Source organism: Gluconobacter morbifer G707 (assembly GCF_000234355.1).
Lineage (GTDB): Bacteria > Pseudomonadota > Alphaproteobacteria > Acetobacterales > Acetobacteraceae > Gluconobacter > Gluconobacter morbifer.
The window spans coordinates 1-24,270 of record NZ_AGQV01000002.1 but is presented as its reverse complement, the minus strand read 5'-3'; the positions used below and the strand labels follow the sequence as shown (position 1 = coordinate 24,270).

Sequence of the window (24,270 nt, the reverse complement as noted above, 5' to 3'; positions counted from 1 at the left end):
GTCAACCAGGAAAAAACCGGAACGCTTTCGCCAGCGCCTTGATGCCATCGGCCTTCGTAAGGGCCACACGCTCGGCTATCGGGTCCTGCCGTCTGAGACGGCGCGTCAGGATTTCACACAACTCGACAATGACAGCTGCTTCAAGCCGCATCCGGCGGTCACGGATCAGCAATGGCAAAACGCGCGCCTCCCGGTTGAGAGCATCAACACCGTCCAACATCCGGTCAAAGACTTTCCGGACGCCCGGCTTGCTCCGGGCGAGCCGAAGATCATCAATGCTGACGCCTGCCTGCTCAAGCCAGGGAAGCGGCACGTAACACCGATCCATCACCCGCAGATCCTCCGCAACATCCTGCAGATGGTTCACGACCTGCAACGCCGAACACAGCGCATCGGATGGACCCAGGGTCTCCGCGGACTCGCCATGCAGAAGCAGCAGGAAGCGGCCAACCGGATTGGCGGAATAGCGGCAGTAATGCATCAGCTCTTCCCAGCTGTCATACCGGTTCTTTTCGGCATCCATGCAGAAAGCCACCGTCAGATCCGTCGCCGTGTCGAGCGGAACCCCGGTTTTCAGCAGAACCTCCCGCAATCTGGCAGCGGTCTGGGCGTCAGCACGCGGCGGAGCGGTAATTTCACCCCGGATGACAGCCGCCATCCCCTGAAGCCGTGCAATCTTCTGCGTAGGCGTCAGTTCAGTCGTGTCCACCATATCATCCGCCACGCGGGCGAAATTGTAATAGGTGTGCACATAAGGCCGAAGGCGGCGTGAAATCAGCAGGGAACCGACAGGAAAATTCTCGTCGGCCTTGCCTTTTTCAGAGGTGACGTCCTTCGTCCCCCAGATGTCTTCTGTCACGTTGTCTCTTCCGTATAGGAACGATTTTTCCAGCGCACCCCGATGCCCCGGTGATGATCAAGCGCCGAACCCGCTGTAGCCGCCATGTAGAACGCCGCCACGACAGGCAGTGGCAGCGCACGCCAGAGCGGCAACCTAAAGCGGCGCAGCGTGGGAACGAATGTCAGACAGGAGATAGCGTAGGTCAGCAGACTGACCTGCCGGGTCCTGCCTTTGCCAAAAAGGGCCAACCCAATGGGAAGAAGCCAGATCAGCATCATGCCAAGGAGCGTGCACAGCAGCAGAAAAGGCGAGTACCGAAGCTGGACATAGGCTGTTCTGGAAATCATGTCCCAGACATCCCGCGCATTCCGGTAAGGGCGGACGGACCAGGCCAGCTCACTGTGTCCCAGATACAGCCGTCCCCCCGAACGTTTGATATGGGCCGCAAGGGTGCAGTCATCGATCAGGGCCCCACGAAGCGCCCTGATCCCCCCGATCCGCTCAAGCGCCTGCCGTCGCAGCAGAATGGTTCCACCCGCCGCACCCGCAACCCGGGAATGACTGTCCGCGATTTTCGAGAACGGATAGAGCATGGCGAAGAAATAGACGAAGGCCGGCACCAGCAGCCGTTCCGCCGCGCTGTCGCAGTTCAGCGCCACCATCTCGGAAACGAGATCCAGGTTTTCGTCCTGCGCCTTTGACACAAGCGAGGACAGATGCCGGGGAGAATGCATGATGTCAGCATCGGTCAGGAGCACATATCCCTGCGGCCCGATCCTTGTCAGGGCTTCCTGTTCACCCTGATGAACGGCCCAGAGCTTGCCACTCCACTCGGGCGGCCGTGCCTTCCCGGTCAGGACGGTCAGACGTCCGTGCGGATCAGGCAGGGCACGAGCCAGATCACCCGTCCCATCCGAACTGTTGTCGTCCACCAGAATGACAGAGAGCCGGCCGTCATAATCCTGCTCCAGCAGCGAGGTCAGACAGGGCTGGATAGACTCTGCTTCATCGCGGGCCGGAACGACAATGGCTACATCAGGAGCGGAAACAGGACTGGGAGTGGCTGGTAGAATGGGGCCTTTCTGCCAGAAGCGACCATGGAACAGAGCCAGATAGAGCCATGCCCCAAAGCTGGTAAGAGCTGTTCCGTAAAGCATTACTTGATGCGTCCGTGCAGCCTGAACCAAGAAATGGCATCTGCGATCGCATCACGCGCCGGCCGCGGCGCATAACCAAGTTCTTTCTGGGCTTTCAGGGACGAGAAGAACATCAGCTTCTTTGACATGGCCAGCGTTTCGCGCGTGACACGGGGCTCTATGCCAAAACCACGCGCCAGCCATTCGGATGTCAGCGCCACCGGGTAGAGCCAGGACTGCTTGAGCTTGATCCGGGGCGGCTTGACGCAGGCAATCTCGCTGACGAGACGGAAAAGATCCCCCAGCATCATGTTCTCGCCACCGAGAATGTATTTCTCGCCGATTTTCCCGCGCTCTAGCGCCAGGGCATGGCCCTCGGCCACATCATCCACATGCACGATATTGAGCCCGGTCTCGACATAGGCTGGCATCCGCCCGGATGCGCAGTCGAGAATCATCTGACCCGTCGGCGTGGGCTTGATGTCACGTGGTCCGACCGGTGTGGACGGATTGACGATCACGGCCGGGAGGCCGTTTTCACGGATCAGACGCAGCACCGCCTGCTCTGCCCGGTACTTGGACAGCTTGTAGGTGCCAATGACCTGGCTTTCCGTGATCGGCGTGGTCTCATCCGCCGGAATACCGTCGCTCCGCAGGCCCAGAGCCGCAACCGAAGAACAATACACGACCCGTTCGACACCCGCCTCCATGGCCGCCAGCATGAGGTTGCGCGTTCCCTCGACATTCGCCCTCATCATGTCGTCCGGATCAGGAACCCACAGCCGGTAATCGGCAGCGACATGGAAAAGATATTTCACGCCCTCAAGAGCCGCGGGCAGCGTCGAAGGGTCGGACAGGTCACCCACGGCAATTTCCGCGTTGAGCTCAGCAATATTTGAGCGGTCCGATGACGGACGCACAAAAAGACGCAGGCGGTGTCCCCGTTCTTCGAGGACGCGGGCTACGGCAGAGCCGACAAACCCTGTAGCCCCCGTAACGAGTGTAACATCGTTCATGGTGGCATAGTCTCCTTGGTTCATCAGCGTTCAGTTGCAGTTCATTGCACCATACTGGCACGCGACGGCGGGGGAAAGCGTCTCCAAGACTGGAATATTGCTCACGTGTGCGATAGAGCGTGGTCAAACGACATGTGACGAAGACGTTGAAAAAAACTCTCCCAGTTCTCCTTTCCCTTCTCGGCGTGGCGCTCTTTACCTTCATCGCAGCCAAGGCAGGTATCCATCCTGTCCTGGAAGCCCTGAAAAAAGTCGGTGTCAACGGCTTCCTCCTTCTCGTCGTCTGGCAGATCGTGATCGATCTGGGTCTTGGCGTCGCATGGAAGGCTGCAGTCCCCATGCTCGGGTTCCGTCGTCTGGCTGGCGCTCGGCTTGTTCGCGACAGCGCCGGAGCCTGCCTGCCCTTTTCCCAGCTGGGGGGAATGGTGATCGGGGTCCGCGCCACGCTCGCGGGAACCGACCCGCGTGATGTGCGTGGAAAGGAACTGCACTGGCCTGAAGGCGTGGCGGCCAATCTCGTGGACATCACGACCGAAGTCATGGGACAGATCGCCTTCGTTCTGATCGCCCTGCTCTGCCTGATCGGTCATCACGGCGCTTCACGTTTCGTCTGGCCCCTGATCGGCGGACTGGTTCTGCTGAGCATGGGAATCGCCGGCTTCATCTGGACGCAGCATCGCGGTGGCACGATGGTGCGAAAGATCGCCACTTTTTTCGGGCGACACATCGCCGCGGAGTGGCGTGAAAGCCTGATCGGTAACACCCAGACTTTTCAGGAATGCCTTGAGACGCTCTGGAGCAGCCCCGACCGGATTTCCCTCGGCGCGTTCTGTCATCTGCTCTGCTGGCTGGCCAGCGCGGCCATGACCTGGTTGGCCCTTCAACTGCTGGGTGGCCATGTGACCTATCTTTCTGCCGTCGCAATCGAAGGCGTCGTCTGTGGGATCATGTCAGCCGGCTTTCTTGTTCCGGCGTCCCTGGGTGTTCAGGAAGGTGCCTATGTAACGCTTGGCATAATTTTCGGAATCGACTCGCAGATTTCCCTCAGTATTTCGCTGCTTCGGCGTGGCCGGGACATCCTGATCGGTATTCCTGTCCTGCTGGTCTGGCAGGGGATCGAAATGCGCCGCCTCCGTTCCGCGAACGCTCTCTCTTCCGGGGATGCGGAAGATCAGGCCCCGGAGGAGGAACGACCGGTCTCTCCAGCAACCCTGAAGGTTTCGCCACAGAAAGAAGCCCCCTCCCGGAAAGAACAGCCGGAACAGGACGAGGCGACTTTTGCGATAGCTCCACGCGCGCTCTGATGGCACTTTTCAATTCACTGGCCGTCATTGGCCCTGGCCTGATCGGATCATCCGTCCTGCGCCGCGCCCGTGAAACCGGGACACTCGCCCATACCCTGATTGCCGCTGACAATAATCCCCAGGTGCTCAAACGTGTCCGTACGCTGGAACTGGCCGATGTGGTCACGGATGATCTTGAGGTGGCGGCACAGGCGGACTGTGTGATGATCAGCGTCCCTGTAGGCGCAGTCGAGGCCGTAGCCCGGCAGGTTCTGCCGTTCATGAAGCCGGGATCTATCCTGACGGACGTGGCTTCCGTCCGAGCAGGGCTCGGTCCCACCATTCAGGCCATTCTGCCCCAAGGCGTCTCCTACGTTCCCGGCCACCCGATGGCAGGAACCGAGCATTCCGGACCTGATGCGGGTTTTGCAACGCTTTTCGAAAACCGCTGGGCGCTCGTCGTCCCGCCGGAAGGCACGGATCTGGACGCCGTCTCATGCATTGAACGTCTCTGGGAACTCTGCGGCGCACGGACGAAGATCCTCGAAGACGAACAGCATGACCGCATCTGCGCCATGGTGAGCCATTTGCCGCATCTTCTGGCGTTCACAATCTGCGATACGGCTGACAACCTGTCCGAGGAAGTCCGCGCCGCCGTACTGGATTACGCAGCATCCGGCTTCCGTGACTTCACGCGGATCGCAGCTTCGGACCCGGTGATGTGGCGGGACATTTTTCTGGCCAATCGTGAAGCCCTTCTGAGCACGCTCGACCGTTTCGTCGCAGATGCGCAGGTCATGGCCGATGCAATTCGCAATGGTGACGATAAAGCCATCACCAGCCGCATCGAACGCGGCCGCAGCATCCGCCGTACCCTGATCGAAAACCGTCAGGCCTGACACACCGGTTCCCACGTCGTGAACGGAGAACATATCCGTTCACGACGTGGACAAAGCCCATCCGGTCTACCTGTCTCAGGCGTCGAAGATCCGAAGCGTATTCGTGCTGCCGGAATGGCCATGTGGCAGACCCGCGAGGACGACAATCCGGTCCCCCTTCTCACAGAAACCCAGCGAACGCGCCAGATCTGCGGCAGGACCGGCAAGATCCTCAATGCTGTGAGCGGCCGGCTCGTGACGGAAGACCCGCGGGAACGTTCCCCACACCACGCACAGGCGCCGTGCAACATCGATATCCGGCGTGAGCGCCAGAATCGGACAATGGGGCCGTTCACGGGCCATGCGCAGCGCACCGCCCCCGCCCTTGGTCCGGCAGGCAATCGTCTTGGCCCGCAGCGTGGTGCTGACCAGCCATGCTGCCTGTACGATGGCACACTGGACAGTCTCTTCACGCGCCGGACGCAGGTTGTCCATGCGACTGCGCCATTCCGTATCCTGCTCCACCCGGGCCGCGATGCGGGCCATGATGGAAACCGCCTCCAGCGGGTACCGTCCGGCCGCGCTCTCGGCGGACAGCATGACGGCATCAGCCCCATCATAGACGGCGTTGGACACATCCGAGACTTCCGCCCGCGTCGGTGTCGGGCTCTCGATCATACTTTCCAGCATCTGGGTAGCCACGATGACAGGACGGCACTGTTTGCGCGCCTCGGCAATGGCGCGTTTCTGAGCGACCGGCACTTCTTCCGGCGGAAGTTCAACCCCTAGGTCACCGCGAGCCACCATGATGGCATCCGACAGATGAACGATGGCTTCCAGATCATCCATCGCCTGTGGTTTTTCCAGTTTGGTGATGATACCGACCCGACCTGCAGCGATTTCCCGCGCTTCCTGTACGTCCTCCGGACGCTGCACGAAAGACAGTGCCACGTAGTCCACTCCAAGGGACAGGGCATAGTCGAAATCCCGGCGGTCCTTTTCCGTCAGGGCTGGAATGGGCAACGTCACATCCGGAACATTGACGCCCTTGCGCTCGGAAAGCTTGCCGCCAACAACCACTTCCGTCAGAAGGAAACCATCGCCCTTGTCGGTTACGCGGACCTTGAGCTTGCCATCATCGAGCAGAAGATGGCTGCCGACCTGTGCTGCGGAAATGATCTCAGGATGCGGCAGACAGACCCGCTCGGCCGTGCCGGGCGTATTGTCGAGGTCAAGGCGGAAGCGCTGTCCCTCCTGAAGCATGACCGGACCATGTTCAAAAACACCGACGCGCAGCTTGGGGCCCTGAAGATCCGCAAGAATGGCCAGCGGATGGCCAACCTTCTGCTCCGCCGCACGAATGGCGGCATGGCGCTCACCATGATCCGCATGAGCACCATGCGAGAAGTTGAGACGGAAGACGTTCACACCGGCCTTCGCAAGCTTCTCGATCATTTCGGGAGACGATGAGGCCGGTCCAAGCGTGGCGACAATCCGCGTGCGACGGTGATGGGAGCTGGATGTCATGTATTGGCGTCCTCGGTGAAAAGTCATTTGGATTGAATCGTCTCTCCGGGGAGCAGACCCCAGAACAGACGACGGGGCAGCCAGCCGCCATATCCTTTGACGGTTACCTGGCACCACTGCGAATTCTGCGGACAGAGCTTGATATTGCCGACAGTTCCCGGCTCAAGCACTGCGATCACACTGCTATCTTCTTCCGGATGGCTCATCAGGAGCACATCATTTTTATGTGCCCGCGCCTCTTCCTGCGTTTTGACGCGCCCCAGAATACGCGCATCGGCGCGACCGACATGGTCTCCCGCCTTGGCTGATGCCTCTCCGGCCTCGGCCTTCACACCTTCGGGGGGCAGACCGGGAATCACGAAAGTGCGGCTGCCATAGAGGGTCGCCTGATGGACCCACCCCTTCTGGCCGTCGGAGTCTTCCACCAGGCGCCAGACATCGAACTCCCGGTCGATCTGAACGGGAAGACCTCGCCGGTGGTAGACCCAGTCGATTGGATACCGATCTCCGGGACCGCGCCGCATATAGACCTTGTCAGCCCGCAGGGCGGCAAAGCGGGGAAGCGGAAGGCCGGTATTGCTGCCCTTGTCTGTTGCTTCGGGTGCGGGAGCTGCAGCGGCAGGAGGCTGCGCCGTGGAACCGGCCGCCGCTCCAGCTGCGCCAGCCGCCGCCCCGGCAGCCACTGCGGGCGCAGCATGGCGGACGGCCGCATGACGGACAGCATGATGATGCGTAGCAGCAGGAGAATGATGCTTTTCCGCTCCCGCTGCCTTGTGTGCCTTCTTGCCGGCCTGGGAGGGCTTGTCTGCTGCCTTCGTACTTCCGGCCGCATGAGCGTGTTTGTGATGGCGCGCAAAAGCGGCAGGCGGTGCGACCGCCAGGGCGGTTCCCGCCGTGAAAGCCAGAATCATCCGGCGATAACGCGAAGTTCTCAGCAGAGGTGTGACAGACAATCTCATGGGCGCATCCCTGCCAAGGGTCAGAAGTTTCGACAAGTCACCAAATCAAGAAACATGGTCAAATTGTGCGTTCAGGCAACTTACAGCCCCAGGATGGGTCTGTCGCCTGCCTGTTCAAGGAATGTGACCACACCCCGGACCTGAACCCCGTCCAGCAGGTCACCCGCACGCAGCCCGGTCAGTTTCAGCCCGGCTTCGCATGCCATGAAAACACCACCCAGTTCCATGACAGCAGTTCTCAGATCCTCAAATCCCGCCACATTCCGGCTGGCAAGCTCATCATCCGGAACAATACTGGCAAGGCCTGACCAGTCCTTCGCCAGCGCATGAACGCTCCGCCCCCCGGCAAACAGGACAACGTCCCGCCCCAGTGACAGCGCACCTGCCGCAACGATGAAGGCATAATGAGCACGCTGCCATGAGTCGTCAGCCAGCGTCAGAAAACAGACTGGCCTCATGACCGCGGCCCATGCACCGGGCAGGTGGGATCGCGTGTGAGAACGAAGCTGCGCATCTCCGCGGCCAAGGCGTCCCACAGCATGACGCGTGTTTCGTTTCTCCCCTCCAGGCCCATGACTTCACGCATGACCTCCACAGCCATCAGACTGCCCATCACACCCGTCGCCGCACCCAGAACGCCTGCTTCCCCACAGGACGGGGCCTGCGTCCGCTCCGCGTCGGGGAACAGGCACCGGTAACATGGACCGCCTTCCTGCGGTCTGAAGACAGCCAGTTGCCCCGCAAAACCCTGTACGGCCCCGGAAACCAGCGTCCGCCCATGTCTTACACAAGCATCGGATACCGCAACGCGTGTGGGAAAATTATCCGTTCCGTCACAGACGAGATCATATCGCGGAACGAGCTCATCAAGCGTGCCCCCCGTTGCCCGCTGAACATACGGCACCACCTCGATCAACGGGTTAAGCGCCTGCAGCCGTTCTGCCGCGGCATCGGCCTTGAAACGGCCAAGGTCGGGCGTGGCGTAAAGAACCTGACGCTGAAGATTGCTGAGCTCCAGCCTGTCATCATCCATCAGCCCGATCCTCCCGATTCCCGAAGCGGCAAGCTGCTGGGCCAGAGGCGCACCGAGCCCCCCTGCCCCGACCAGCAGGACCGAGGCATTGCGAAGACGATTCTGCCCGGTTGCACCCACCTGCGGAAGAAGGATATGGCGCGAATATCGCTCAAGTTCGGCGTCGGAGAAAACGAGACTCATTTTTTCAAGATAGTTGCTGACTTTTCCTGCGCAAAGACGTTACCGTCAGGAATATCCACCCTGAGCTTTTCGGTACCGGGGCTGCCGGGTTCGAGCGGAGAGACAGATGCGAAACGGTTTGCGGAAAGTTACATCTCGTGGCTGGCAGGGGATCGGCGTTGGTATCGGCGCCGTTCTCGCCGCCTATGCAATATCGCCCTATGTCGCGCTATGGGACATAGACCGCGCCCTTCATGGCAACAATACGGCCAGATTGTCTCCGCATGTGGACTGGAGTTCCCTCTCCCACTGTCTCAAGGAGCAGTTCGCTCCGCCTCCCGTGGTGGCGTCCGATGATGAACTGCCGGATTTCGGCAGTTCATTCGCCGGGCAGGTCGTCTCCAATGCCATCGATACCCATCTGACGCCAGCAACCCTGATGACGACTGCTCACCAGATCATGCCCAGAAATATCGGCGAGCAGACCGCCAGCGGTCTGCTTGGAGCCCTGCAGGGTATCCATGCCCATTTCGTCAGCCCGACGCGGTTTGAAGCCCGCGTCGACCAGACAGGCCAGACACCGTTCGTTCTTCACATGAAATTCGAACACTGGGGCTGGAAAATCACGCGGTTTGAAATGCCAGCCGCCGTTCCTCCAGCCTGAATTCAGCCTGCCGCCCGTTCCTCAGGCCGGAGGCAGGTCTTCCTCAAGAATCGTGATGTGAATGGCGTAGGAGATTTCTCCTTCGTCTTCGTCGCGATGAATGGTCCCGATCACTTCGCCATCCGCAGCCAGTTCAACGCTCATGCCTTTGCGGGTAGGCTTGTTGACGGTCAGCTTCGGTGAACCCAGAAGACGGCGAAGGGTGGTCTGGAGGCGTGTCACCTCGGATGGGGTCATGTCGGCCATTGGTGGCACTCCTGATGTCTGAGAGGTCTGCCCTGTAACGCATCCCCCTGAACAAAGGAACCCGTCTCCTCTGTTCAGGTCTGGCGTTCTGTTGTAGAAACGGTCCACTTTCCATCCTATCCCGCATCCGGCTGGCTTTGGATTGCCCCAGAATCTGCAGGATGATCCCCACGCCATGGAGACATGATGCGCCTCCTCTCTTTTCGTCTGATGACCGCTCTCGGAGCAAGCGCCGCCCTTTCAGGGTGCGGATATTTTGATTCGCGAAGTGCGCACAAGGCGCAGCTCGAAATGGTCGGAATGACCTCCTATGACCTCCAGGCCTGTGCCGGCATCCCGGCTTCGACCAAGAAGCTGAACGATACGACCGAGATCTGGCAGTATGATGGAACAAAGACCCTGCCGACGGTCTCGGATTCTACTCTGATTCCCGTGCAGTCTGCCGTCAGCATCTATCAGTCCGCTTTCGGCGGCGGCGGCACGACATGCCGCATGCTTGTCCGTGTCGATCACGACCGCGTTTCCGAAGTCCATTATACAGGGAATGACGACGAATATATCGGCACGGATGGCATCTGCTCCATCATCACCCGGGGCTGTGCTCGCCAGCGTGAATCCACGATGCGCAAGGTTAATGGCGGACCGTTCGGACCGGTTTCCGGTTTCACGCCGCCTTCCGTACCGCCACAGAGCGCAACCGCCACGTATTCGGATAATTCCGGCAAATACGTCCCGAATTACTCAGCCGGCCAGACCGAGCCTCTGATCCAGCCCGTCAAACCCGCAACGACATCCCCCACTAAATAACAGCCGGTCTCCGAAGGGCGGGATAGGACTCCCGCACCTCCGGTTTCCTGCTTCATCAAGGGTTGATGAGGGCTTTCATTTTTCGTACGGCGGCTCCAAGGCCCACGAAAACGGCTTCTCCGATAAGGAAATGGCCGATATTGAGCTCTCTCAGGCCGGATAACTCGGCGACAGGCCCCACATTGTCGTATGTCAGGCCATGACCGGCATGAAGCTCAAGCCCGCAATCGGCAGCGATGGCCGCAGCCTCCTGCAAGCGCTTCAGTTCCCGTCCGCCATGGTGGGCGTAAGCGCCTGTATGCAGTTCCACAACAGGCGCACCCAGCGCCGCGGTGGCTTCAAGCTGTCGCCGGTCAGGATCAATAAACAGGGAAACGCGAATTCCCGCATCCTTGAGACGTTCGATTCTGGACGCCAGAACAGCCTGTTGTCCTGCCACGTCCAGCCCACCTTCCGTCGTGACTTCCTCACGCTTTTCCGGAACCAGGCAACAGGCATGCGGTCCGAGATCACAGGCAATCCGGACCATCTCTTCCGTGGCTGCCATCTCAAAATTCAGCGGGCCCGATAGAGCCTTGAGCCTCGGCATGTCCGTATCCCGGATATGCCGCCGATCTTCCCGCAGATGCGCGGTGATCCCGTCCGCACCGGAACGCAGGGCCAGTTCTGCCGCAACCACAGGATCGGGAAACGTGCCCCCGCGTGCATTTCGCAACGTCGCGACATGATCGATATTGACGCCCAGTCGGATCATGAATGTTCTCCTTGCCGATGATGAGCCATTTCGCCCGCCAGACGCAGGGCCGCCAGCAGGCTTGAAACATCCGCCCGGCCGCTCTCCGCCCTGACAGGCCCGGCAATATCGAAAGCCGTTCCGTGATCCGGTGACGTCCGGATGATAGGCAGACCCAGCGTCACATTCACACCTTCCGCCATATCCAGCGTCTTGAGGGGAATAAGCGCCTGATCATGGTACATGCAGATGGCAACATCGTAAGTCGGACGTACCGTGGCGCTGAACATCGTATCGGGCGGCATGGGGCCGCGCACGTTCAGACCCTCTGCACGCAGGACGTCGACTGCCGGCTGGATGAGCGTCGTCTCTTCCGTACCCATCAGACCCTGTTCACCTGCATGGGGATTGAGCCCGGCCACCGCGAGACGCGGCGCCGCGATCCCGAAATCCCGTTGCAGGCCCCGATACGCGGTCCGCGCCGTACTGATGATGCTCTCCGTCGTGAGGGTATCGAGAGCACGGCGAAGAGACACATGGATCGTGACAGGGACCACTCTCAGATGAGGTGAAGCCAGCATCATGATTTCCTGCCCCGGAACCCCACACAATGCCGCCAGAAACTCCGTGTGCCCGGGATAGGGAAATCCCGCGGCGGCGAGGACGTGCTTGGCGATCGGATTGGTGACCACGCCACCCGCAAGCCCCTGCTTCGCCAAGGAAACAGCCTGTTCGATACTATCAATGACAGCCGGAGCGTTCAGGCTGTCCGGCTGCCCCGGAACAACGGCAGCCGGACAGCGCACCGCCATGACTGGCAGGCTCTGACGAAAAACCGAGACCGCATCGTCCGGTTTTTCAATCAGCGTGACAGGAACTACCTGCTCGACAAGCGCTGGATCCCCCAGCCAGAAGAAAGGCTCTCCGGTCATTTTCAGCCGCTGCCAGGCATCGACCGCAAGCTGGGGGCCAATGCCGGCCGGATCACCGAAAGTCAGCGCAACCGGAGCGGACATGATCAGTCCGCTTCCGCCAGAGCTGCAAGGATACGGACCCATGAGCGAATACCCTTGTGAAAGGATTCAAGCCCATACTGCTCGTTGGGAGAGTGAATGCGGTCATCAGCCTGTGCGAATCCGACCATCAGGGCATCAAGCCCCAACGCTTCCTTCACTTCCCCCGCAACCGGAATGGACCCACCACACCCCATCGTCACCGCAGGCACGTTCCACTCATCCGTCAGGGCTTTCAGCGCAGGCGGCAGGAACCGGCTCTGCCGTGAAACCTCGAAACCCGGTGAAGCACCGTGCGGCGTGAATGTGACATGGGCATCGGCGGGCAGCGCAGCGCGGATATGGGCGCGGAATGTCTCGCGAATGCGATTTGGGTCCTGTCCGGGGACAAGACGGAAGGAAACTTTGGCCATGGCTTTTGCAGGAAGGACGGTCTTGAAGCCCTCGCCTTCGTATCCGCCTGAGATCCCGTTGATTTCGCAGCTGGGGCGGCACCAGGTCTGTTCGATGGCGCTATACCCCTTTTCTCCCGCTGCAACGGACAGGCCAACCTCTCCCAGCAGGGTTTCATCGGTTGGAAACAGCTTGCGCCACTGGGCCCGCGTTTCGGCATCCGGCTCTCGGACACCGTCATAGAATCCCGGCAGCGTGACGCATCCATCCGCATCCCGCAGCATGGCCAGCGCCTGACACAACACGTTGATCGGATTGGCGGCCGCATTGCCATACACGCCGGAATGAAGGTCATGCGATGCACACTGCACGACGACTTCATCCCCCATCATGCCGCGCAGGGATGTCGTAATGCCAGGCGTGGTGCGGTCCGCCATGGCCGTATCACAGATCAGCGCAACATCGGCCTTCAGCTCGGCAGCGTTCTCCTTGAGGAATGGCAACAGGTTCGCACCGCCACATTCTTCCTCGCCTTCCAGCAGAACACTCACTCTGAGAGGCAGGGAACCGTGAACATCCTTCCAGGCGCGACAGGCTTCCAGGAAGGTCATGACCTGCCCCTTGTCGTCGCTTGCGCCACGCGCCACGATGACTTTCCGTCCCGATGGATCTTCCGTCAGCCGCGGATCGAAAGGCGGTGCTTTCCAGAGATTTTCCGGATCGGTCGGCTGAACGTCATAATGCCCGTAGAACAGCACATGCGGGCCCGAAGCTCCGTTGTCATGAGCCACAACCATCGGATGCCCCGGACCGGACCAGCGAACATCCCGCACCTCCGCTTTCAGCCCGATTTTTTCCAGCTCATTCCGTACCCATTCCGCAGCCTTGCGGCAGTCCGCAGCATGGGTTGGCTGGGTGGAAATACTGGGAATGCGCAGAAGTTCGAACAGACGCTCCACGGACGCATCAAGAGTGTGATCGACATGATCCAGCACGGTATCAAGGCTGGTGGAGAGAGCAGACGTCATACAGTCATTTTCCGGAATGTGGCAGGCTGACGCCAAGTCGGGGCGCCAGGGTCTGCGAGTGGTCGTCAGATGATGTGTCTTCCAAAGTGTCGTCATGACCGGAAGAGTCGACAGGAGCCCCGGTGTCCTGTTCGGTCCAGTGCAGCCGCAGGGGCGCAGGCGCAAACAGCTGGTCTTCAGGTCGCTCCTGCAGCATATGTACGGGTACGGAGGATACAGGCAGAGGTCCGTTTCCGACAGCAAGATCCAGAATATCTTTCAACTGCCTGCCAAAGCGGTCACTCCTGTCCTGCTCTTCAACCCACTGTCGCGCGCCGGAACTGATCTGGTTCCAGCGTTCCTCATTCAGGTACAGTTCAGCAACAGCCCGGGCGAAGCGCGGTGGATCACAGAATCCCCCAGACAGGCAGTTTTTTCCGTCTTCCCAGCTCAGAATGTCCCGCGCCGCCTCTCCGACCACCGCTGGCAGACCCGCCGCCGCAGCTTCAACCAATTCCTGTGGAAGAGACGCCAGAACACGGCTGGGCTCGATCAGGATACGGCGGGACTGGTAAAGCGCCGGCAGATCCACATCATCAGGCAGCGCTTCCATCCGCGGATAACGGGAATAAGCCGATAGGTCCACGTCCCTGTCCCGGTATCCGCCCAGCAGAACGGTGGCACCCGGCGGCAGGAGCTTGTCCAGATGGTTCAGGACATCATGAATAAACCAGTGCAACCCGTCATGAACGGCGTCGCCGGACCGGAGAATCGGCAGGGCAAAAAGAATGCCGGACCGCTCATGATAGCCGGGAGAGAACACCACGGGCGCTGGCGCACAACCCAGTTCGCGGACATTGCCATAACCGATCTGGTTGAAATCCTCGCTTTCCCGGGCATAACCGGTCACCAGCGTCTGGGCCAGCCAGGCGTCTTCCAGTTCCCCCAGCAGTTCGCGCAGTAATTTCTCACGATCGTTTGACACGCCGACCAGGCGGCGCAAATGATCTTCCTGCGCCTTGCCACCATGAACATCCGCGATGATGCCCAGACGTGGTAATGTCATGGCGTGCTGTTGCAGGATCGTAGAGGAACGTTTCAGGACCTCCGTCCCCGCAACCCAGACAAAGTCGAACGTTTCCGCCCGCTCTTCTAGAAAAGACGGCAGTTCGGACTGATCACAGTCATCCATGAGTTCCAGCTCGGGCGGGAAATCGAGAGCATTGGCCACCATTTCGCCCCCCGCTCCGTCAAGCGGGAAAACCGTGACCTGATAGCCCATCTGGCTCAGAGCGATCATGACCGCCCGCTGACGCAGGCCAGGCGTCCCGAGGCTGTGACGCGGCAGACTGGAACAGAGAAACAGGATGGTCGGAACCGCGGCCGAGATCCGGGCGCGCATGAGGTTACTACCCGGAAAAGGCTGTCGGGACAGTAGCCCCGCAAAGCGGTGCCGCATAATGGTGCAGTTGCGCGCCAGCAATTTTTCCGGCACCGGAGGCGGCTCCGGCGCCTTTGCCAGAACGGAAGGATCATACAGGATACCGCCCCCCTCCTGTCTCAGCGTGAGACAGATGGACAGAAGACGCGATTCCGATCCAGTGCAGTTCCGGTCAATCCCGTCGAGCGCGACCAGCCGTTCCCGCCTGCACAGCAGCATTCCGGCCGTAAATCCATCGACCGGACGCCGAAAGGCAATTTCCGACTCATTCGCCCGTCTTCCATAACCAAAACGACAGAACGTACCGTTCCTCCAGACGACAGTGCCAGCCTCAAGGATGCGCCCGTTCAGTCCCAGCGTCTGGCCGCCAACAGCCCAGATCGATTTTTCCTGGAAATTCTGGAGCGCGGCCCGGATGGCTCCCGGGAAAGGCTGGGTGCCGGGCGCCATGAAGAGAACGATATCCGCATCCGCAGCGCCCATTCCAAGCATGACCTGCTCGAAAATGCTCGTCCGGTATGACGGCTGCAGAACCCTGATTCCCCGGGCGAAACGGGTAATATCCTGCGTTTCATCAGTCGAACCCGCATCGACCAGAATGATCTGCAATGTCCCAGGATCATTGTTGGAGAGCGCGGCCAGAGAGGCTAGGACGTCCCTGAACTGGTTGGCCGCCGGGATGATGACGCTGACATCCGGGTGACGCACCGGCCGGAAATCCAGTGGTGCGCGCATCATTGAGGGAATCAGGGTGTCAGCATACTGCAGATCCAGGCTCCGGTACTGGTCGTTCGAGGCCTGCGCCTCATTCGGTTCTTCCGGCAGTTCGCCCTGCAGGCTGACCCAGAGAGCGAAAAGGTCAGGCAGCTTTTTCTGTCGCATCAGACGCTGCACGCCCGGCCTGGCTGCAAGAGCGTGCAGATCCACCCCTTCCTGCGGCTGTCGCTTCTCGGCTATCCCGAAACGGACAAAATGCTCGTAGGCATTCCGAATGGCACCAGCCTGGGTCGTCGCTGCGACATCCGGATTATGGGAGGTATAAAATGCCTCGCTAAACCACGGATTGGGATCATAGGCCGTCGGGTCACCATTGGTCAGATAATGGTGAAGAGGGTTAAGGTAGATCTTCTGCCGGATGGCATCCGCAACTTCAGGATAGCGCTGCAGATACCAGTCAGGATTGAAATACCACGAAGACCGCCTCTGCCCCCCTTCTGTGGACGAGATGAACTGGACGAAATCCCCGATCGAAAAATCGTAGCTGGAGCGCTGCGCCAGGCTGGCAGCCCGGAAAACCGCCGGATCAAAGAATAGGTAGGACTTCCGGTGCTCCTGATCCCCGACGGCCAGATAATGATCATATCCGTTGCAGAAACCCTGAGAAATCAGAACATGCGGGCTCAGATCCGGATTATAGCTGAAATAACCTTCCTCGGAGAAAAGCCAGTGCGGCGAACGGCTCCGAAAACCGCTTTCACAGTAATGCAGGAAGCCCGAGTCAAAAATACCCAGCTCTATCCCTTCCCGGACATCGGGATTCTGGCGCAGGTACCATTCCTCATCAAAGAAGCGGTTGGGGGAAAAGCCCTGCCGTACGCCTCTCTGCTTCCAGTGCTGCTCAAGAGCAGCATCGCTAAGGTCGAGAGTCGTCTCACCGTTGTCTGACTCTATTTCCGCTTCTTCCCGCAGGCGTTCTCCATACCGCGTCCGGTACCATCCCGGGTCGAATGCTGCCCAGAGCGGAGGGCGATCTCCTGCAAAAGCGGGGGAAGAGAGGATATGGTCGGTCATGCTTTCGGGAATTCCTGCGGAGCTGAGGGACTTTCTGACAAGCCTGACGTCATGCCTTAACGCTGCTGGGCGCGTCGGCTCTGCCACAGGGCGTGAAAATCGATCGGCTGGATATTGGCGACAGGGAAACCCGCTTCACGCACCGTACTGAGAATGACAGCACGGGAGGATGGGAAAAGAAAACCGGGCGCCTGAACCAGAAGCATCGGTTCAACATCGGCCTCCGACATCAGTCCTGACAGACCAAACAGCCCCGCATAGGACGCGTTGATCTCATACAGCACTTTCGGCGAAGGCGCTTCCTGCGTGGGAGCAGCTTCCAGTCCCTGCGCGCGGATCACCAGAGAAACCTCAAAGTTGGGCTGCTCGCCAAGCTGGCGCGCTGTCACATCAACCATCATGGCAATATGAGGCTGCGGCGGAAGACTGAAGTAAACATCCGGCGTATTCTGGATATCGATGGCAAGACTGCGAAGATACTGTGAGCCGACTACAAGCCTCGGAGGTGCTGCCGGGCTGGCCTTTACACCTTCGACGTCGGACGACCCAGTGACTGTATCCGTATACGCGTTGTCCATTATGTTGACCTTTATCAAATCATCGTCATATATCCCGCGCCGATACTCCAATACCTTGGAACGCAAGGAAATGTTTCATTCCTGCTTTCTGTCATGTCCTTCCTGGTTTGGCCAGAGGGAGGCCACCATGCAGCCTGACAGAAAGCCTTAGATAAAACGCCCCCGCAACATCCCCAGAGCCGGCAGAGGCTCCCACCTGCGGGGAAGATCCGTCTTCCTGATCCGTTCAACCATATAGGCCGGCGGAGGCTGCTGCTCGCTGATCAGGAAACGCGCATAGGCGCGGACCTGAGCCATGCGCCACTGGCAGTCCGCCTCCGCCGCTTCCCGGCTGAGATGCAGGTCTGCAATGACGCGTCTCTTGCCTTGAAAGGCAATAACGGCCCAGAGTGTATCGGCTTTTGGCAAAGCTGGACGCAGTGGAATGATTTCAGACACGGCAGTCCCTTCCGGTGACGTGCGGGTGATGATACGCCATATTATGAAATGTCAGCACCAGTGCATGGTTATGTCCATGCGAAAGCACATCATGACTGCTGACAGGAAATCAATCCTCCCGCCCGGCTTCTTGCCGCGTTGCAGGCAGCACGATAGGACATCTCCATGCTGAGACTTCTTCTTCTTGTAATCTTTTTCGCCGTTCTGATTGTCTTTGCCCTGAGTAATGCCGATCCCCAGCCGGTCTGGCTGATCTCGTTCGGCTGGCATCTTTCGATTGGGACACTCGGTCTCGGCATCGGGGTTGCAAGCCTGCTGATCGGCCTGCTGATTGGCTGGATCGGCGATCTGCGGCAGCGTTCCCGGGCGCGGCGGGCAGAAGGACAGGTCCGCACACTGGAAAGTCAGATCGTCGAACTGCACCAGCGTATCGACCGTCTCCAGGCGGCTCGTGTTCCGACCTCCTCCCCGGACATCACGCCTCTCACGCCCAAGAAAACCGTATTTCCGGACAAAAAGGTCTGATCTGAAATCCATGACCCATCGTACCCGCCTCATTGCCGCACTCGATACCAAGGACCGTCAGCAGGCTCTCTCCTGGGCAGACGACGTCGGCCGGATTGTGGACGCCCTCAAACTGGGCATGGAGTTCACATATTCGTGTGGTTTCGAGGCGGTACAGGAAGTCTCATCAGGTCACTCCCTTTTTCTTGACCTCAAACTGCATGATATCCCCAACACCGTTGCTTCCGGGCTCTCCGCGCTGGCATCCCTGCGCCCCGCCCTGACGACCATTCACGCCTCCGGCGGCTCGGAAATGATTGCACGAGGCCGGGAGACCCTGGAAAAGGCCATCCTGCCCGGTGAAACGCGTCCCAAACTTCTCGCTGTCACGGTCCTGACCAGCATGAATGCGGAAGGACTGGCAGAGACAGGCGTGGATGCACCTCCCCGGGAGCAGGTCCTGCGTCTGGGAAAACTGGCCATGCAGGCCGGAGCGGACGGGCTGGTCTGCTCGGCTCATGAAATCGCCCCTTTGCGTGATGCTCTCGGTGACGATCCCATTCTTGTGGTACCCGGCATCCGCCCCGCTGGCGCATCCGCCAATGACCAGAAACGAATCATGACGCCAGCACAGGCTGCACGGGCCGGCGCGGACTGGATCGTCGTTGGGCGGCCCATCATACGCGCCGAAAATCCGGCCCGCGCCGCACAGGCCATCATGGATGAACTGGCTTCTGCATGACCGGTATAAAGATCTGCGGTATTCGCGATCGCGAAACCATGGTGCTTTGCGCCGATCTGAAAGTTGACTGGGTCGGTTTCGTTTTCCACCCCGCCTCCCCCCGTTTCCTGACCATCGACCAGGCCAGTGAACTGGACCGGAGCGTACCTGCCGCAAGCGAGAAGGGCCCGGAAAGAGCCGGACTTTTCGTTGGCGCCAGTGATGACACTATCGCCAGAACGCTCGCAGCCGTCCAACTCAATGTTCTCCAGATTTATGACACAGCTGAGCGCGCAGCAGAGATTCGGGAAAAATTCGGACGTCCCGTCTGGCTTGCCAAAGGTATAAAAACCGCAGAAGACCTTCCACAATATGCCGTTACAGACGGATATGTCATCGAATCCCCGCGCACTGCGACCGATACACGTCCGGGCGGTCTGGGCCGAACCTTTGAATGGTCCCTGACGGCAGGCTGGAAAGCACCCTGCTTCTGGATGCTGGCAGGCGGCCTGACACCGGCCAATGTGAAAAATGCCCTCCGGATCGCCCATCCGCCAGCCGTTGATGTCTCATCAGGGGTGGAAAAGGAGCGCGGACACAAGTCTCCGCTCCTGATCAAAAATTTTGTCGAAAACATCCGGCAAGGGGTTGATCTGAAATCTCCTCTCCCGTAAACACCACCTCGCTCGACAGGAGAGATGGCCGAGCGGCTTAAGGCGCACGCTTGGAAAGCGTGTGTACGTTAATAGCGTACCGAGGGTTCGAATCCCTCTCTCTCCGCCAGCTTCCTTTCTCAATCAGTCTCATGTTGTCTCAAAGCCTTGGTCTGTCCAGTGTTTTGCGTCATTCTGTTGTCTCATTCGTTCTCGTTTTGTCTCATCCTGTCTCGTTCCGAACCGGGTAGACGGCGGGTATAATTTGGGAAGAGACCGGGTAGAACCAGATGCTGACAGACTCGCAAGTCCGGGCGGCCAAGCCGAAGGATAAGCCTTTCAAACTCACTGACGGAGGTGGCCTGTATCTTCAGGTGACGCCATCAGGTGGAAAGCACTGGCGTTGGCGGTATGAGATCGGGGGCAAGGAAAAGACCTATACGATCGGATCATACCCAGATGTTCGGCTGCCCGATGCACGGTCAGAGCGGGACGAAGCGCGAAAGGTCCTGCAAGCTGGCCGCGATCCAGCAAAAGAGAAAAAGCTGCTCAAGACGATTGGGAAAGTCGATCCTTCTCAGACCTTCATCGCGACTGCCCGGGATTGGTTTGAGCAACGCAAGGATCTCTGGACGGAGCGGCACGCGGCGGATGTGTGGCGCAGCCTAGAGCGTGACGTCCTCCCATCCGTTGGCCACATGCCCGTCAATGACCTAACGCCGCCAATAGTACTTGCCGTCCTGCGTGAGATCGAGAACCGGGGAGCTGTTGAGTCTGCCCATCGCGCCCGGCAAAGGATGTCAGGTATTTTTGTCCATGCCATTGCCTGCGGATACGGCACAGCAGATCCAGCCGCCATTGTCGCCCCTGCTCTGCGTCCTGTGGTACAGGGACGCCAGCCAGCCATAACAGATCTGAATGAAGCGCGCGCCATGATCCGCAAGGTCGAGAAGGAAGACGCTCATCCTGTCACGCTCCTGGCGCTTCGACTGCTGTATCTGACTGCTGTGAGGCCGGGCGAACTGCGCTATGCCATGTGGAACGAATTTGAGGACCTGGACGGCGCAGAGCCTCTATGGCGCATTCCGGCAATTCGAATGAAGATGAAGCGTGAGCACCTTGTTCCGCTCTCACGGCAGGCCGTTGAACTGCTCGAAGCTTTGCGGCCCCTTTCCGGTCGCTGGCCGCATCTTTTCCCAAATGCTCGACGCCCTAAGCAAGTCATGAGCGAGAATGCTATCGGCTACCTCTTGAACCGTGCCGGATATCATCAGCGCCATGTCCCGCATGGCTTCCGGGCCACTTTCTCAAGTTCGATGAATGAAAGGTTTCCGGAGGATCGGCAGCCGATCGATCTCATGCTTGCCCACACCATGAAAAACAAAGTGGAGGGTGCCTACAATCGCGCTCAGTTTCTCGTCCGTCGTCGCGAGCTGGCGCAGATCTGGGCCGACTTGATCTTGGAAAGACAGGCCAGCCTCAAGGATCTTGTGAATACTTGTAGAAAGCCCCACTCCCTATAGGGAGGCCATACTCTGTTCCCGCCAGGCATCGGTTCCGATGCGGATCAGTTCTTCAATGTCGCGCTGATCCCATCGGACAGAGCCGGACGATAGACGCCGCGGGCGTGGAAATTGACCTGCGCTCATGTGCCGGTAGATCGTCGCTCTGCTCCAGCCAAGACGTGACTGCACTTCCTTGACTGTCAGAAGTTGTGATGTCTCATTCATCCCCGCTCCTCCGCGTTTATGGCTGCGTCCTTCATGAAAACAATCCAATGTGTTTTCGCGGTCTTGCCGCATCGATTGCCGAATAGGGGCTTCTGATCGGTAAGAGCCAAGATCTCCCGGACAGGGATCTCGTGCTCATTCCACTTGAAGATCAGCGTCCCGAATGGTCGCAGAACCCGGAAACATTCACGAAATCCCTGACGGATATCTTCACGCCACTCTTCCCTGAGTTTCCCGTACTTCATTGCAAGCCACCCGGTCGCTCCGTTCGATGTAAGATGTGGTGGATCAAACACGACGAGATGGAATTTTGCCTCGGGGAACGGCAATGCACGAAAATCCATTGCCTGGTCCGGAGCGATGATGAGTTTCCGGCTACCGCCAGCGCTAGAAGAATCCTTTAACTCATGCGTCTCATGCCGAATGTCCCCGAAAAAGACGCGAGGATCTGCGCGATCAAAATAGAACATCCGGCTGCCAGAACACGGGTCGAGAATTGGCCGCTCCGTATCCGTCCGCCCGCTCATGGATTATATTCCGGCGTCAGGGAGTTGGCGCAGTTCTTGCCTACATCTGTCGTGTAGAAATAGATGCAGCCTTCATCCCATCCACGACTAGACTTCTGCATCAATCCTTTCTCAACTAAAGAGCAAAGCACAGGATTGTTTGCATCCGTGTAATAATGATCCCTGAACCCAGCCTTCATGACATCGCCACAAGTCGAGCCATGGGCGTGCAAGAGGGCGTCCCGTTCCTTGGGGGTAAGTCCTAAGGCAATCTCGTCCGGAGCAGGTAGGAAGATGTCCTTTTCTTTACAGCGCCGAACTGTGATGTCTGAAAAGGAAACATCGTCAACGTCCCGGTAGACTTTGGCTCGGACCTTTCCGGCTGATGGGCCATATAGGATTCCGCTTTCATCCCACCAGGCTACACGCACAGTCTAGGCCTTCCGGATGCGCATTGTCGGTACCATCACTCCCCTCCCTCGCGTGTGAGGGCGGCGCGAAGGATGCGTAGTGCTCCAGGTTTCCCGGTCCCGCCGCATTCTGCGGGGCTACGGCACTCATCGGCCCGCTCGCAATGGGTGTTGGCGCAGATAGTCCATGCGGGAGCCGATAGGCGCTCACAAGCCGCATTAATGGCGTCCTCCAACACCTTCACCCTCGCCTCCAGCGCGGCGACGTTGGCGGGAGTAAGGCGTCCTTTTTTGATTTTATCCAATACGCCCGGATCAAGGCGTCCTTCGTCACAGTCAAATCCCTGTTCCGCTTTCAGAGCGGTCAGGTCGATAAGCTCTTTCCCTTCCGCATCCTTCCGGCGCTGTTCTTCTGCGCATCTCGCCTCGATCTCTGAAACGAATGTATCGGCTGCGGTCATGGGCTGGTCCCATGGCATATTTGCCCTGAAGAGCACGGTCAGCTCGGAGACCTGCATGTCCCGGGTTCGGCCTGGACGCCTCTGTCCAGTCTCAGTCATGACGATCAGTCCTCTTCCGGTTTGCAGACAAGGCGGATGGCGGTGATTTTCTGCTTTGGTACGGTCGAATAGGGACTGCCCTGCTCCGTATGCATGAACGGCAAGCATTGGGGACCGGCCAGCAGGGCGAGAAGGATGTACGGGTGCATGAGATTTTCCTCAGGATGCTGATGCAGCGGCGCTCTGGCGGAGCTTCCGACGCATCAGGGCGAGAAGGTTCTGCTCGTTTCGATGGTCTCCTGGCGTGCTCGATCCGAAGACCAGGGCTCCGCAAGGATGTGTCCAGCAGACGTGGCCGCCATTGGTTTTGCGTGGCGCATATCCCATCTCCGCAGCGCGGCGACTGAAGGTACGGAATCCGGCATAGGGGCATCTCATCGCTCAGCCCCCTTCCCTGCGATCTCAGGGCTGACCAGTGCGCGAGAACGGATGCAACGAACCCGGCTCATGCGATGGTCGCTCCGTAAGTGGTCATGTCGACCTTGACCTGCCCCTGGAAATTCGGCGTGCAGGCCGTGGCAACCAGACGCCGTCCGCGGAAGATGTCGAAGGCGCAGCAATAGCGTGAGGCCTGCTCCTTCGCGAATTTCTCGGCCTTGAGATACTCGGCGAACCTCGTGCTGTCCTTGCCAGGCCTGCGACCGAGCATGACCACGCAGAATTTGTCGGAACTGCGACTACTGGCGTTCATCGGATCCACTCCCTTTGCCAGGAGTGAAGATGCTGACCACGTAGCGGAAACGCTCCAGGCCCATCCCGGTGAGGAAGCCGGAAAGGAAGAGGTACAGACACAGAATGATCGGGCCGATGGAGCCGGGCAGATCAATGAGCATGATGGCCTCCCCGAAGAATGCGCTCCACGAAGCCGCGGAGGAGGAAAACCTGCCCTGTGCACCAGTCTTTCAGGGTGCGGGCCGCTTCTGCCGCCTCGATCTCTTCCAGCGGAGATACCGTGAGAGGTCGGCAATCGAGCGGCCGGGGCGGAATGGCAGGAACCGGCTCGGGCAGACAGTTGAGGGAAAGAAGGCTGGCCAGCTCCTGCGCCTGGCCATAGGCTCATTCACCCCACGACTGGGCGACACGATGATTGCTCAGGCTTGCGTTCTGCGTCGCCAGGTTCTGGCACGCGACCATCCTGTTTCGAACATCCCGCGCCTTGTTATGGACCGACGGGGCGATCGAAGACTTGAGGAAGCGGTCAAACCCTTCCTGGGTGCAGGCATTCATGAAGGTCACAGGT

The 24,270-nt window shown here is 59.3% G+C and carries 30 protein-coding genes and 1 tRNA gene; 10 read left to right on the top strand and 21 right to left on the bottom strand.

Translation table 11 applies throughout. From position 1 onward, the window contains the following. Position 1: 1 nt before the first annotated feature. Genes hpnC through hpnA form a run of 3 tightly spaced genes read right to left on the bottom strand, consistent with a single transcriptional unit; the run spans position 2 to position 2,993 of the window. Positions 2 to 859 carry a squalene synthase HpnC gene (gene hpnC / locus GMO_RS04895; protein WP_008851203.1) on the bottom strand — a complete coding sequence of 286 codons (858 nt, stop codon included), beginning with the start codon at positions 857 to 859 and terminating at the stop codon, positions 2 to 4. Further along, positions 856 to 1,998: a glycosyltransferase gene (locus GMO_RS04890; protein ID WP_008851202.1), complete on the bottom strand. Its 1,143-nt coding sequence runs from the start codon at positions 1,996 to 1,998 to the stop codon at positions 856 to 858. Before GMO_RS04890 ends, hpnC begins: the two co-directional genes overlap by 4 nt. After that, a complete protein-coding gene (gene hpnA / locus GMO_RS04885) occupies positions 1,998 to 2,993 on the bottom strand; it encodes a hopanoid-associated sugar epimerase (protein WP_040508437.1) in 996 nt (331 codons plus the stop codon). Before hpnA ends, GMO_RS04890 begins: the two co-directional genes overlap by 1 nt. Before the next feature lie 134 nt (positions 2,994 to 3,127). On the opposite strand from hpnA, the gene GMO_RS04880 reads away from it, so the two are divergent. Together GMO_RS04880 and GMO_RS04875 are read left to right on the top strand one after the other, a co-directional pair. Further along, positions 3,128 to 4,297, top strand: coding sequence for an HpnL family protein (locus tag GMO_RS04880; protein WP_040508435.1), 1,170 nt, complete (start codon positions 3,128 to 3,130; stop codon positions 4,295 to 4,297). Next, positions 4,297 to 5,175 (top strand): prephenate dehydrogenase/arogenate dehydrogenase family protein, encoded by an 879-nt coding sequence (locus GMO_RS04875; protein WP_008851199.1) that lies wholly within the window; start codon positions 4,297 to 4,299, stop codon positions 5,173 to 5,175. The genes GMO_RS04880 and GMO_RS04875 overlap by 1 nt, the downstream gene beginning before the upstream one ends. A 75-nt stretch (positions 5,176 to 5,250) precedes the next feature. Here GMO_RS04875 and pyk read toward each other — a convergent pair whose 3' ends face one another. The 4 genes from pyk to GMO_RS04855 all read right to left on the bottom strand — a co-directional run bounded on the left by pyk (position 5,251) and on the right by GMO_RS04855 (position 8,856). Then, positions 5,251 to 6,681 carry a pyruvate kinase gene (gene pyk / locus GMO_RS04870; RefSeq protein ID WP_008851198.1) on the bottom strand — a complete coding sequence of 477 codons (1,431 nt, stop codon included), beginning with the start codon at positions 6,679 to 6,681 and terminating at the stop codon, positions 5,251 to 5,253. Positions 6,682 to 6,704: 23 nt separating this feature from the next. Further along, entirely contained in the window at positions 6,705 to 7,640 is a 936-nt protein-coding gene (locus tag GMO_RS04865; RefSeq protein WP_175282587.1) for an SH3 domain-containing protein, read from the bottom strand. Between the two features lie 80 nt (positions 7,641 to 7,720). Then, positions 7,721 to 8,098 carry a DsrE/DsrF/DrsH-like family protein gene (locus GMO_RS04860; RefSeq protein WP_008851196.1) on the bottom strand — a complete coding sequence of 126 codons (378 nt, stop codon included), beginning with the start codon at positions 8,096 to 8,098 and terminating at the stop codon, positions 7,721 to 7,723. Next, a complete protein-coding gene (locus GMO_RS04855) occupies positions 8,095 to 8,856 on the bottom strand; it encodes a HesA/MoeB/ThiF family protein (RefSeq protein ID WP_008851194.1) in 762 nt (253 codons plus the stop codon). Before GMO_RS04855 ends, GMO_RS04860 begins: the two co-directional genes overlap by 4 nt. A 106-nt stretch (positions 8,857 to 8,962) precedes the next feature. On the opposite strand from GMO_RS04855, the gene GMO_RS04850 reads away from it, so the two are divergent. After that, positions 8,963 to 9,499 (top strand): DUF2939 domain-containing protein, encoded by a 537-nt coding sequence (locus GMO_RS04850; RefSeq protein WP_040508263.1) that lies wholly within the window; start codon positions 8,963 to 8,965, stop codon positions 9,497 to 9,499. Between the two features lie 21 nt (positions 9,500 to 9,520). Here GMO_RS04850 and GMO_RS04845 read toward each other — a convergent pair whose 3' ends face one another. Further along, positions 9,521 to 9,745, bottom strand: coding sequence for a DUF3126 family protein (locus GMO_RS04845; protein ID WP_008851192.1), 225 nt, complete (start codon positions 9,743 to 9,745; stop codon positions 9,521 to 9,523). 183 nt (positions 9,746 to 9,928) lie between these two features. On the opposite strand from GMO_RS04845, the gene GMO_RS04840 reads away from it, so the two are divergent. After that, the gene (locus GMO_RS04840) at positions 9,929 to 10,552 is read left to right on the top strand and encodes a hypothetical protein (RefSeq protein WP_008851191.1); all 624 of its coding nucleotides are present in this window, start codon (positions 9,929 to 9,931) and stop codon (positions 10,550 to 10,552) included. 55 nt (positions 10,553 to 10,607) lie between these two features. Here GMO_RS04840 and GMO_RS04835 read toward each other — a convergent pair whose 3' ends face one another. From GMO_RS04835 to GMO_RS04810, 6 genes are all read right to left on the bottom strand, one after another. Next, complete coding sequence (locus GMO_RS04835) at positions 10,608 to 11,306, bottom strand: pyridoxine 5'-phosphate synthase (protein WP_008851190.1); 699 nt, start codon at positions 11,304 to 11,306, stop codon at positions 10,608 to 10,610. Continuing rightward, positions 11,303 to 12,301, bottom strand: coding sequence for a 4-hydroxythreonine-4-phosphate dehydrogenase PdxA (gene pdxA / locus GMO_RS04830; protein WP_008851189.1), 999 nt, complete (start codon positions 12,299 to 12,301; stop codon positions 11,303 to 11,305). The genes GMO_RS04835 and pdxA overlap by 4 nt, the downstream gene beginning before the upstream one ends. Positions 12,302 to 12,303: 2 nt before the next feature. Further along, positions 12,304 to 13,719, bottom strand: coding sequence for a M20/M25/M40 family metallo-hydrolase (locus GMO_RS04825; protein WP_008851188.1), 1,416 nt, complete (start codon positions 13,717 to 13,719; stop codon positions 12,304 to 12,306). Positions 13,720 to 13,723: 4 nt separating this feature from the next. Further along, on the bottom strand, positions 13,724 to 16,930 hold the full coding sequence (locus GMO_RS04820) for a glycosyltransferase (protein WP_008851187.1): 3,207 nt from the start codon (positions 16,928 to 16,930) through the stop codon (positions 13,724 to 13,726). 56 nt (positions 16,931 to 16,986) lie between these two features. Continuing rightward, complete coding sequence (locus GMO_RS04815; RefSeq protein WP_008851186.1) at positions 16,987 to 17,508, bottom strand: protein-export chaperone SecB; 522 nt, start codon at positions 17,506 to 17,508, stop codon at positions 16,987 to 16,989. A gap of 147 nt (positions 17,509 to 17,655) precedes the next feature. Next, positions 17,656 to 17,946: a hypothetical protein gene (locus tag GMO_RS04810; RefSeq protein ID WP_008851185.1), complete on the bottom strand. Its 291-nt coding sequence runs from the start codon at positions 17,944 to 17,946 to the stop codon at positions 17,656 to 17,658. A gap of 165 nt (positions 17,947 to 18,111) precedes the next feature. Between GMO_RS04810 and GMO_RS04805 the strand changes: the two genes are divergently transcribed. From GMO_RS04805 to GMO_RS04785, 5 genes are all read left to right on the top strand, one after another. Beyond that, complete coding sequence (locus GMO_RS04805) at positions 18,112 to 18,471, top strand: LapA family protein (RefSeq protein WP_008851184.1); 360 nt, start codon at positions 18,112 to 18,114, stop codon at positions 18,469 to 18,471. Between the two features lie 10 nt (positions 18,472 to 18,481). After that, positions 18,482 to 19,192, top strand: a complete 711-nt coding sequence (pyrF, locus tag GMO_RS04800) for an orotidine-5'-phosphate decarboxylase (protein WP_008851183.1) — start codon at positions 18,482 to 18,484, stop codon at positions 19,190 to 19,192. After that, complete coding sequence (locus GMO_RS04795; protein WP_008851182.1) at positions 19,189 to 19,845, top strand: phosphoribosylanthranilate isomerase; 657 nt, start codon at positions 19,189 to 19,191, stop codon at positions 19,843 to 19,845. The genes pyrF and GMO_RS04795 overlap by 4 nt, the downstream gene beginning before the upstream one ends. Positions 19,846 to 19,863: 18 nt before the next feature. Then, positions 19,864 to 19,954 (top strand) — tRNA-Ser (locus tag GMO_RS04790). A gap of 160 nt (positions 19,955 to 20,114) precedes the next feature. Then, a complete protein-coding gene (locus GMO_RS04785) occupies positions 20,115 to 21,347 on the top strand; it encodes a tyrosine-type recombinase/integrase (RefSeq protein WP_008851181.1) in 1,233 nt (410 codons plus the stop codon). Here GMO_RS04785 and GMO_RS04780 read toward each other — a convergent pair. The 7 genes from GMO_RS04780 to GMO_RS14360 form a co-directional block, all read right to left on the bottom strand. Then, the gene (locus tag GMO_RS04780) at positions 21,342 to 21,554 is read right to left on the bottom strand and encodes a helix-turn-helix transcriptional regulator (RefSeq protein ID WP_008851180.1); all 213 of its coding nucleotides are present in this window, start codon (positions 21,552 to 21,554) and stop codon (positions 21,342 to 21,344) included. The two genes, GMO_RS04785 and GMO_RS04780, sit on opposite strands and share 6 nt — an antisense overlap. Further along, positions 21,551 to 22,081 (bottom strand): class I SAM-dependent methyltransferase, encoded by a 531-nt coding sequence (locus GMO_RS04775; protein WP_040508257.1) that lies wholly within the window; start codon positions 22,079 to 22,081, stop codon positions 21,551 to 21,553. Before GMO_RS04775 ends, GMO_RS04780 begins: the two co-directional genes overlap by 4 nt. After that, the gene (locus tag GMO_RS04770) at positions 22,078 to 22,491 is read right to left on the bottom strand and encodes a hypothetical protein (RefSeq protein ID WP_040508255.1); all 414 of its coding nucleotides are present in this window, start codon (positions 22,489 to 22,491) and stop codon (positions 22,078 to 22,080) included. Before GMO_RS04770 ends, GMO_RS04775 begins: the two co-directional genes overlap by 4 nt. Positions 22,492 to 22,526: 35 nt before the next feature. Beyond that, positions 22,527 to 22,988, bottom strand: a complete 462-nt coding sequence (locus tag GMO_RS04765) for a hypothetical protein (protein WP_139064386.1) — start codon at positions 22,986 to 22,988, stop codon at positions 22,527 to 22,529. Positions 22,989 to 23,035: 47 nt separating this feature from the next. Further along, positions 23,036 to 23,179: a hypothetical protein gene (locus GMO_RS14365; RefSeq protein WP_008851176.1), complete on the bottom strand. Its 144-nt coding sequence runs from the start codon at positions 23,177 to 23,179 to the stop codon at positions 23,036 to 23,038. A 296-nt stretch (positions 23,180 to 23,475) separates the two neighbouring features. Then, positions 23,476 to 23,721 (bottom strand): hypothetical protein, encoded by a 246-nt coding sequence (locus GMO_RS04760; RefSeq protein ID WP_050801407.1) that lies wholly within the window; start codon positions 23,719 to 23,721, stop codon positions 23,476 to 23,478. Continuing rightward, entirely contained in the window at positions 23,708 to 23,863 is a 156-nt protein-coding gene (locus tag GMO_RS14360; protein WP_175282586.1) for a hypothetical protein, read from the bottom strand. Before GMO_RS14360 ends, GMO_RS04760 begins: the two co-directional genes overlap by 14 nt. Between GMO_RS14360 and GMO_RS04755 the strand changes: the two genes are divergently transcribed. Further along, a partial coding sequence (locus GMO_RS04755) for a hypothetical protein (RefSeq protein ID WP_040508249.1) occupies positions 23,856 to 24,270 on the top strand: 415 nt, incomplete at its 3' end. The two genes, GMO_RS14360 and GMO_RS04755, sit on opposite strands and share 8 nt — an antisense overlap.

Excerpts from the sequence above, each read along its gene's own strand:
- GMO_RS04845 (WP_008851192.1), bottom strand. The coding sequence starts at position 9,745 with ATGGCCGACATGACCCCATCCGAGGTGACACGCCTCCAGACCACCCTT.
- GMO_RS04760 (WP_050801407.1), bottom strand. The coding sequence starts at position 23,721 with ATGAACGCCAGTAGTCGCAGTTCCGACAAATTCTGCGTGGTCATGCTC.
- GMO_RS04795 (WP_008851182.1), top strand. The coding sequence starts at position 19,189 with ATGACCGGTATAAAGATCTGCGGTATTCGCGATCGCGAAACCATGGTG.
- GMO_RS04765 (WP_139064386.1), bottom strand. The coding sequence starts at position 22,988 with ATGCAGGTCTCCGAGCTGACCGTGCTCTTCAGGGCAAATATGCCATGG.
- GMO_RS04780 (WP_008851180.1), bottom strand. The coding sequence starts at position 21,554 with ATGAATGAGACATCACAACTTCTGACAGTCAAGGAAGTGCAGTCACGT.
- GMO_RS04785 (WP_008851181.1), top strand. The coding sequence starts at position 20,115 with ATGCTGACAGACTCGCAAGTCCGGGCGGCCAAGCCGAAGGATAAGCCT.
- GMO_RS04825 (WP_008851188.1), bottom strand. The coding sequence starts at position 13,719 with ATGACGTCTGCTCTCTCCACCAGCCTTGATACCGTGCTGGATCATGTC.
- GMO_RS04890 (WP_008851202.1), bottom strand. The coding sequence starts at position 1,998 with ATGCTTTACGGAACAGCTCTTACCAGCTTTGGGGCATGGCTCTATCTG.
- GMO_RS04805 (WP_008851184.1), top strand. The coding sequence starts at position 18,112 with ATGCTGAGACTTCTTCTTCTTGTAATCTTTTTCGCCGTTCTGATTGTC.
- pyk (WP_008851198.1), bottom strand. The coding sequence starts at position 6,681 with ATGACATCCAGCTCCCATCACCGTCGCACGCGGATTGTCGCCACGCTT.
- GMO_RS04850 (WP_040508263.1), top strand. The coding sequence starts at position 8,963 with ATGCGAAACGGTTTGCGGAAAGTTACATCTCGTGGCTGGCAGGGGATC.
- pdxA (WP_008851189.1), bottom strand. The coding sequence starts at position 12,301 with ATGTCCGCTCCGGTTGCGCTGACTTTCGGTGATCCGGCCGGCATTGGC.
- hpnA (WP_040508437.1), bottom strand. The coding sequence starts at position 2,993 with ATGAACGATGTTACACTCGTTACGGGGGCTACAGGGTTTGTCGGCTCT.
- GMO_RS14360 (WP_175282586.1), bottom strand. The coding sequence starts at position 23,863 with ATGCTCATTGATCTGCCCGGCTCCATCGGCCCGATCATTCTGTGTCTG.
- GMO_RS04875 (WP_008851199.1), top strand. The coding sequence starts at position 4,297 with ATGGCACTTTTCAATTCACTGGCCGTCATTGGCCCTGGCCTGATCGGA.
- GMO_RS04865 (WP_175282587.1), bottom strand. The coding sequence starts at position 7,640 with ATGAGATTGTCTGTCACACCTCTGCTGAGAACTTCGCGTTATCGCCGG.
- GMO_RS14365 (WP_008851176.1), bottom strand. The coding sequence starts at position 23,179 with ATGCACCCGTACATCCTTCTCGCCCTGCTGGCCGGTCCCCAATGCTTG.
- GMO_RS04775 (WP_040508257.1), bottom strand. The coding sequence starts at position 22,081 with ATGAGCGGGCGGACGGATACGGAGCGGCCAATTCTCGACCCGTGTTCT.
- GMO_RS04840 (WP_008851191.1), top strand. The coding sequence starts at position 9,929 with ATGATGCGCCTCCTCTCTTTTCGTCTGATGACCGCTCTCGGAGCAAGC.
- GMO_RS04815 (WP_008851186.1), bottom strand. The coding sequence starts at position 17,508 with ATGGACAACGCGTATACGGATACAGTCACTGGGTCGTCCGACGTCGAA.
- GMO_RS04855 (WP_008851194.1), bottom strand. The coding sequence starts at position 8,856 with ATGAGTCTCGTTTTCTCCGACGCCGAACTTGAGCGATATTCGCGCCAT.
- GMO_RS04820 (WP_008851187.1), bottom strand. The coding sequence starts at position 16,930 with ATGACCGACCATATCCTCTCTTCCCCCGCTTTTGCAGGAGATCGCCCT.
- GMO_RS04860 (WP_008851196.1), bottom strand. The coding sequence starts at position 8,098 with ATGAGGCCAGTCTGTTTTCTGACGCTGGCTGACGACTCATGGCAGCGT.
- GMO_RS04835 (WP_008851190.1), bottom strand. The coding sequence starts at position 11,306 with ATGATCCGACTGGGCGTCAATATCGATCATGTCGCGACGTTGCGAAAT.
- pyrF (WP_008851183.1), top strand. The coding sequence starts at position 18,482 with ATGACCCATCGTACCCGCCTCATTGCCGCACTCGATACCAAGGACCGT.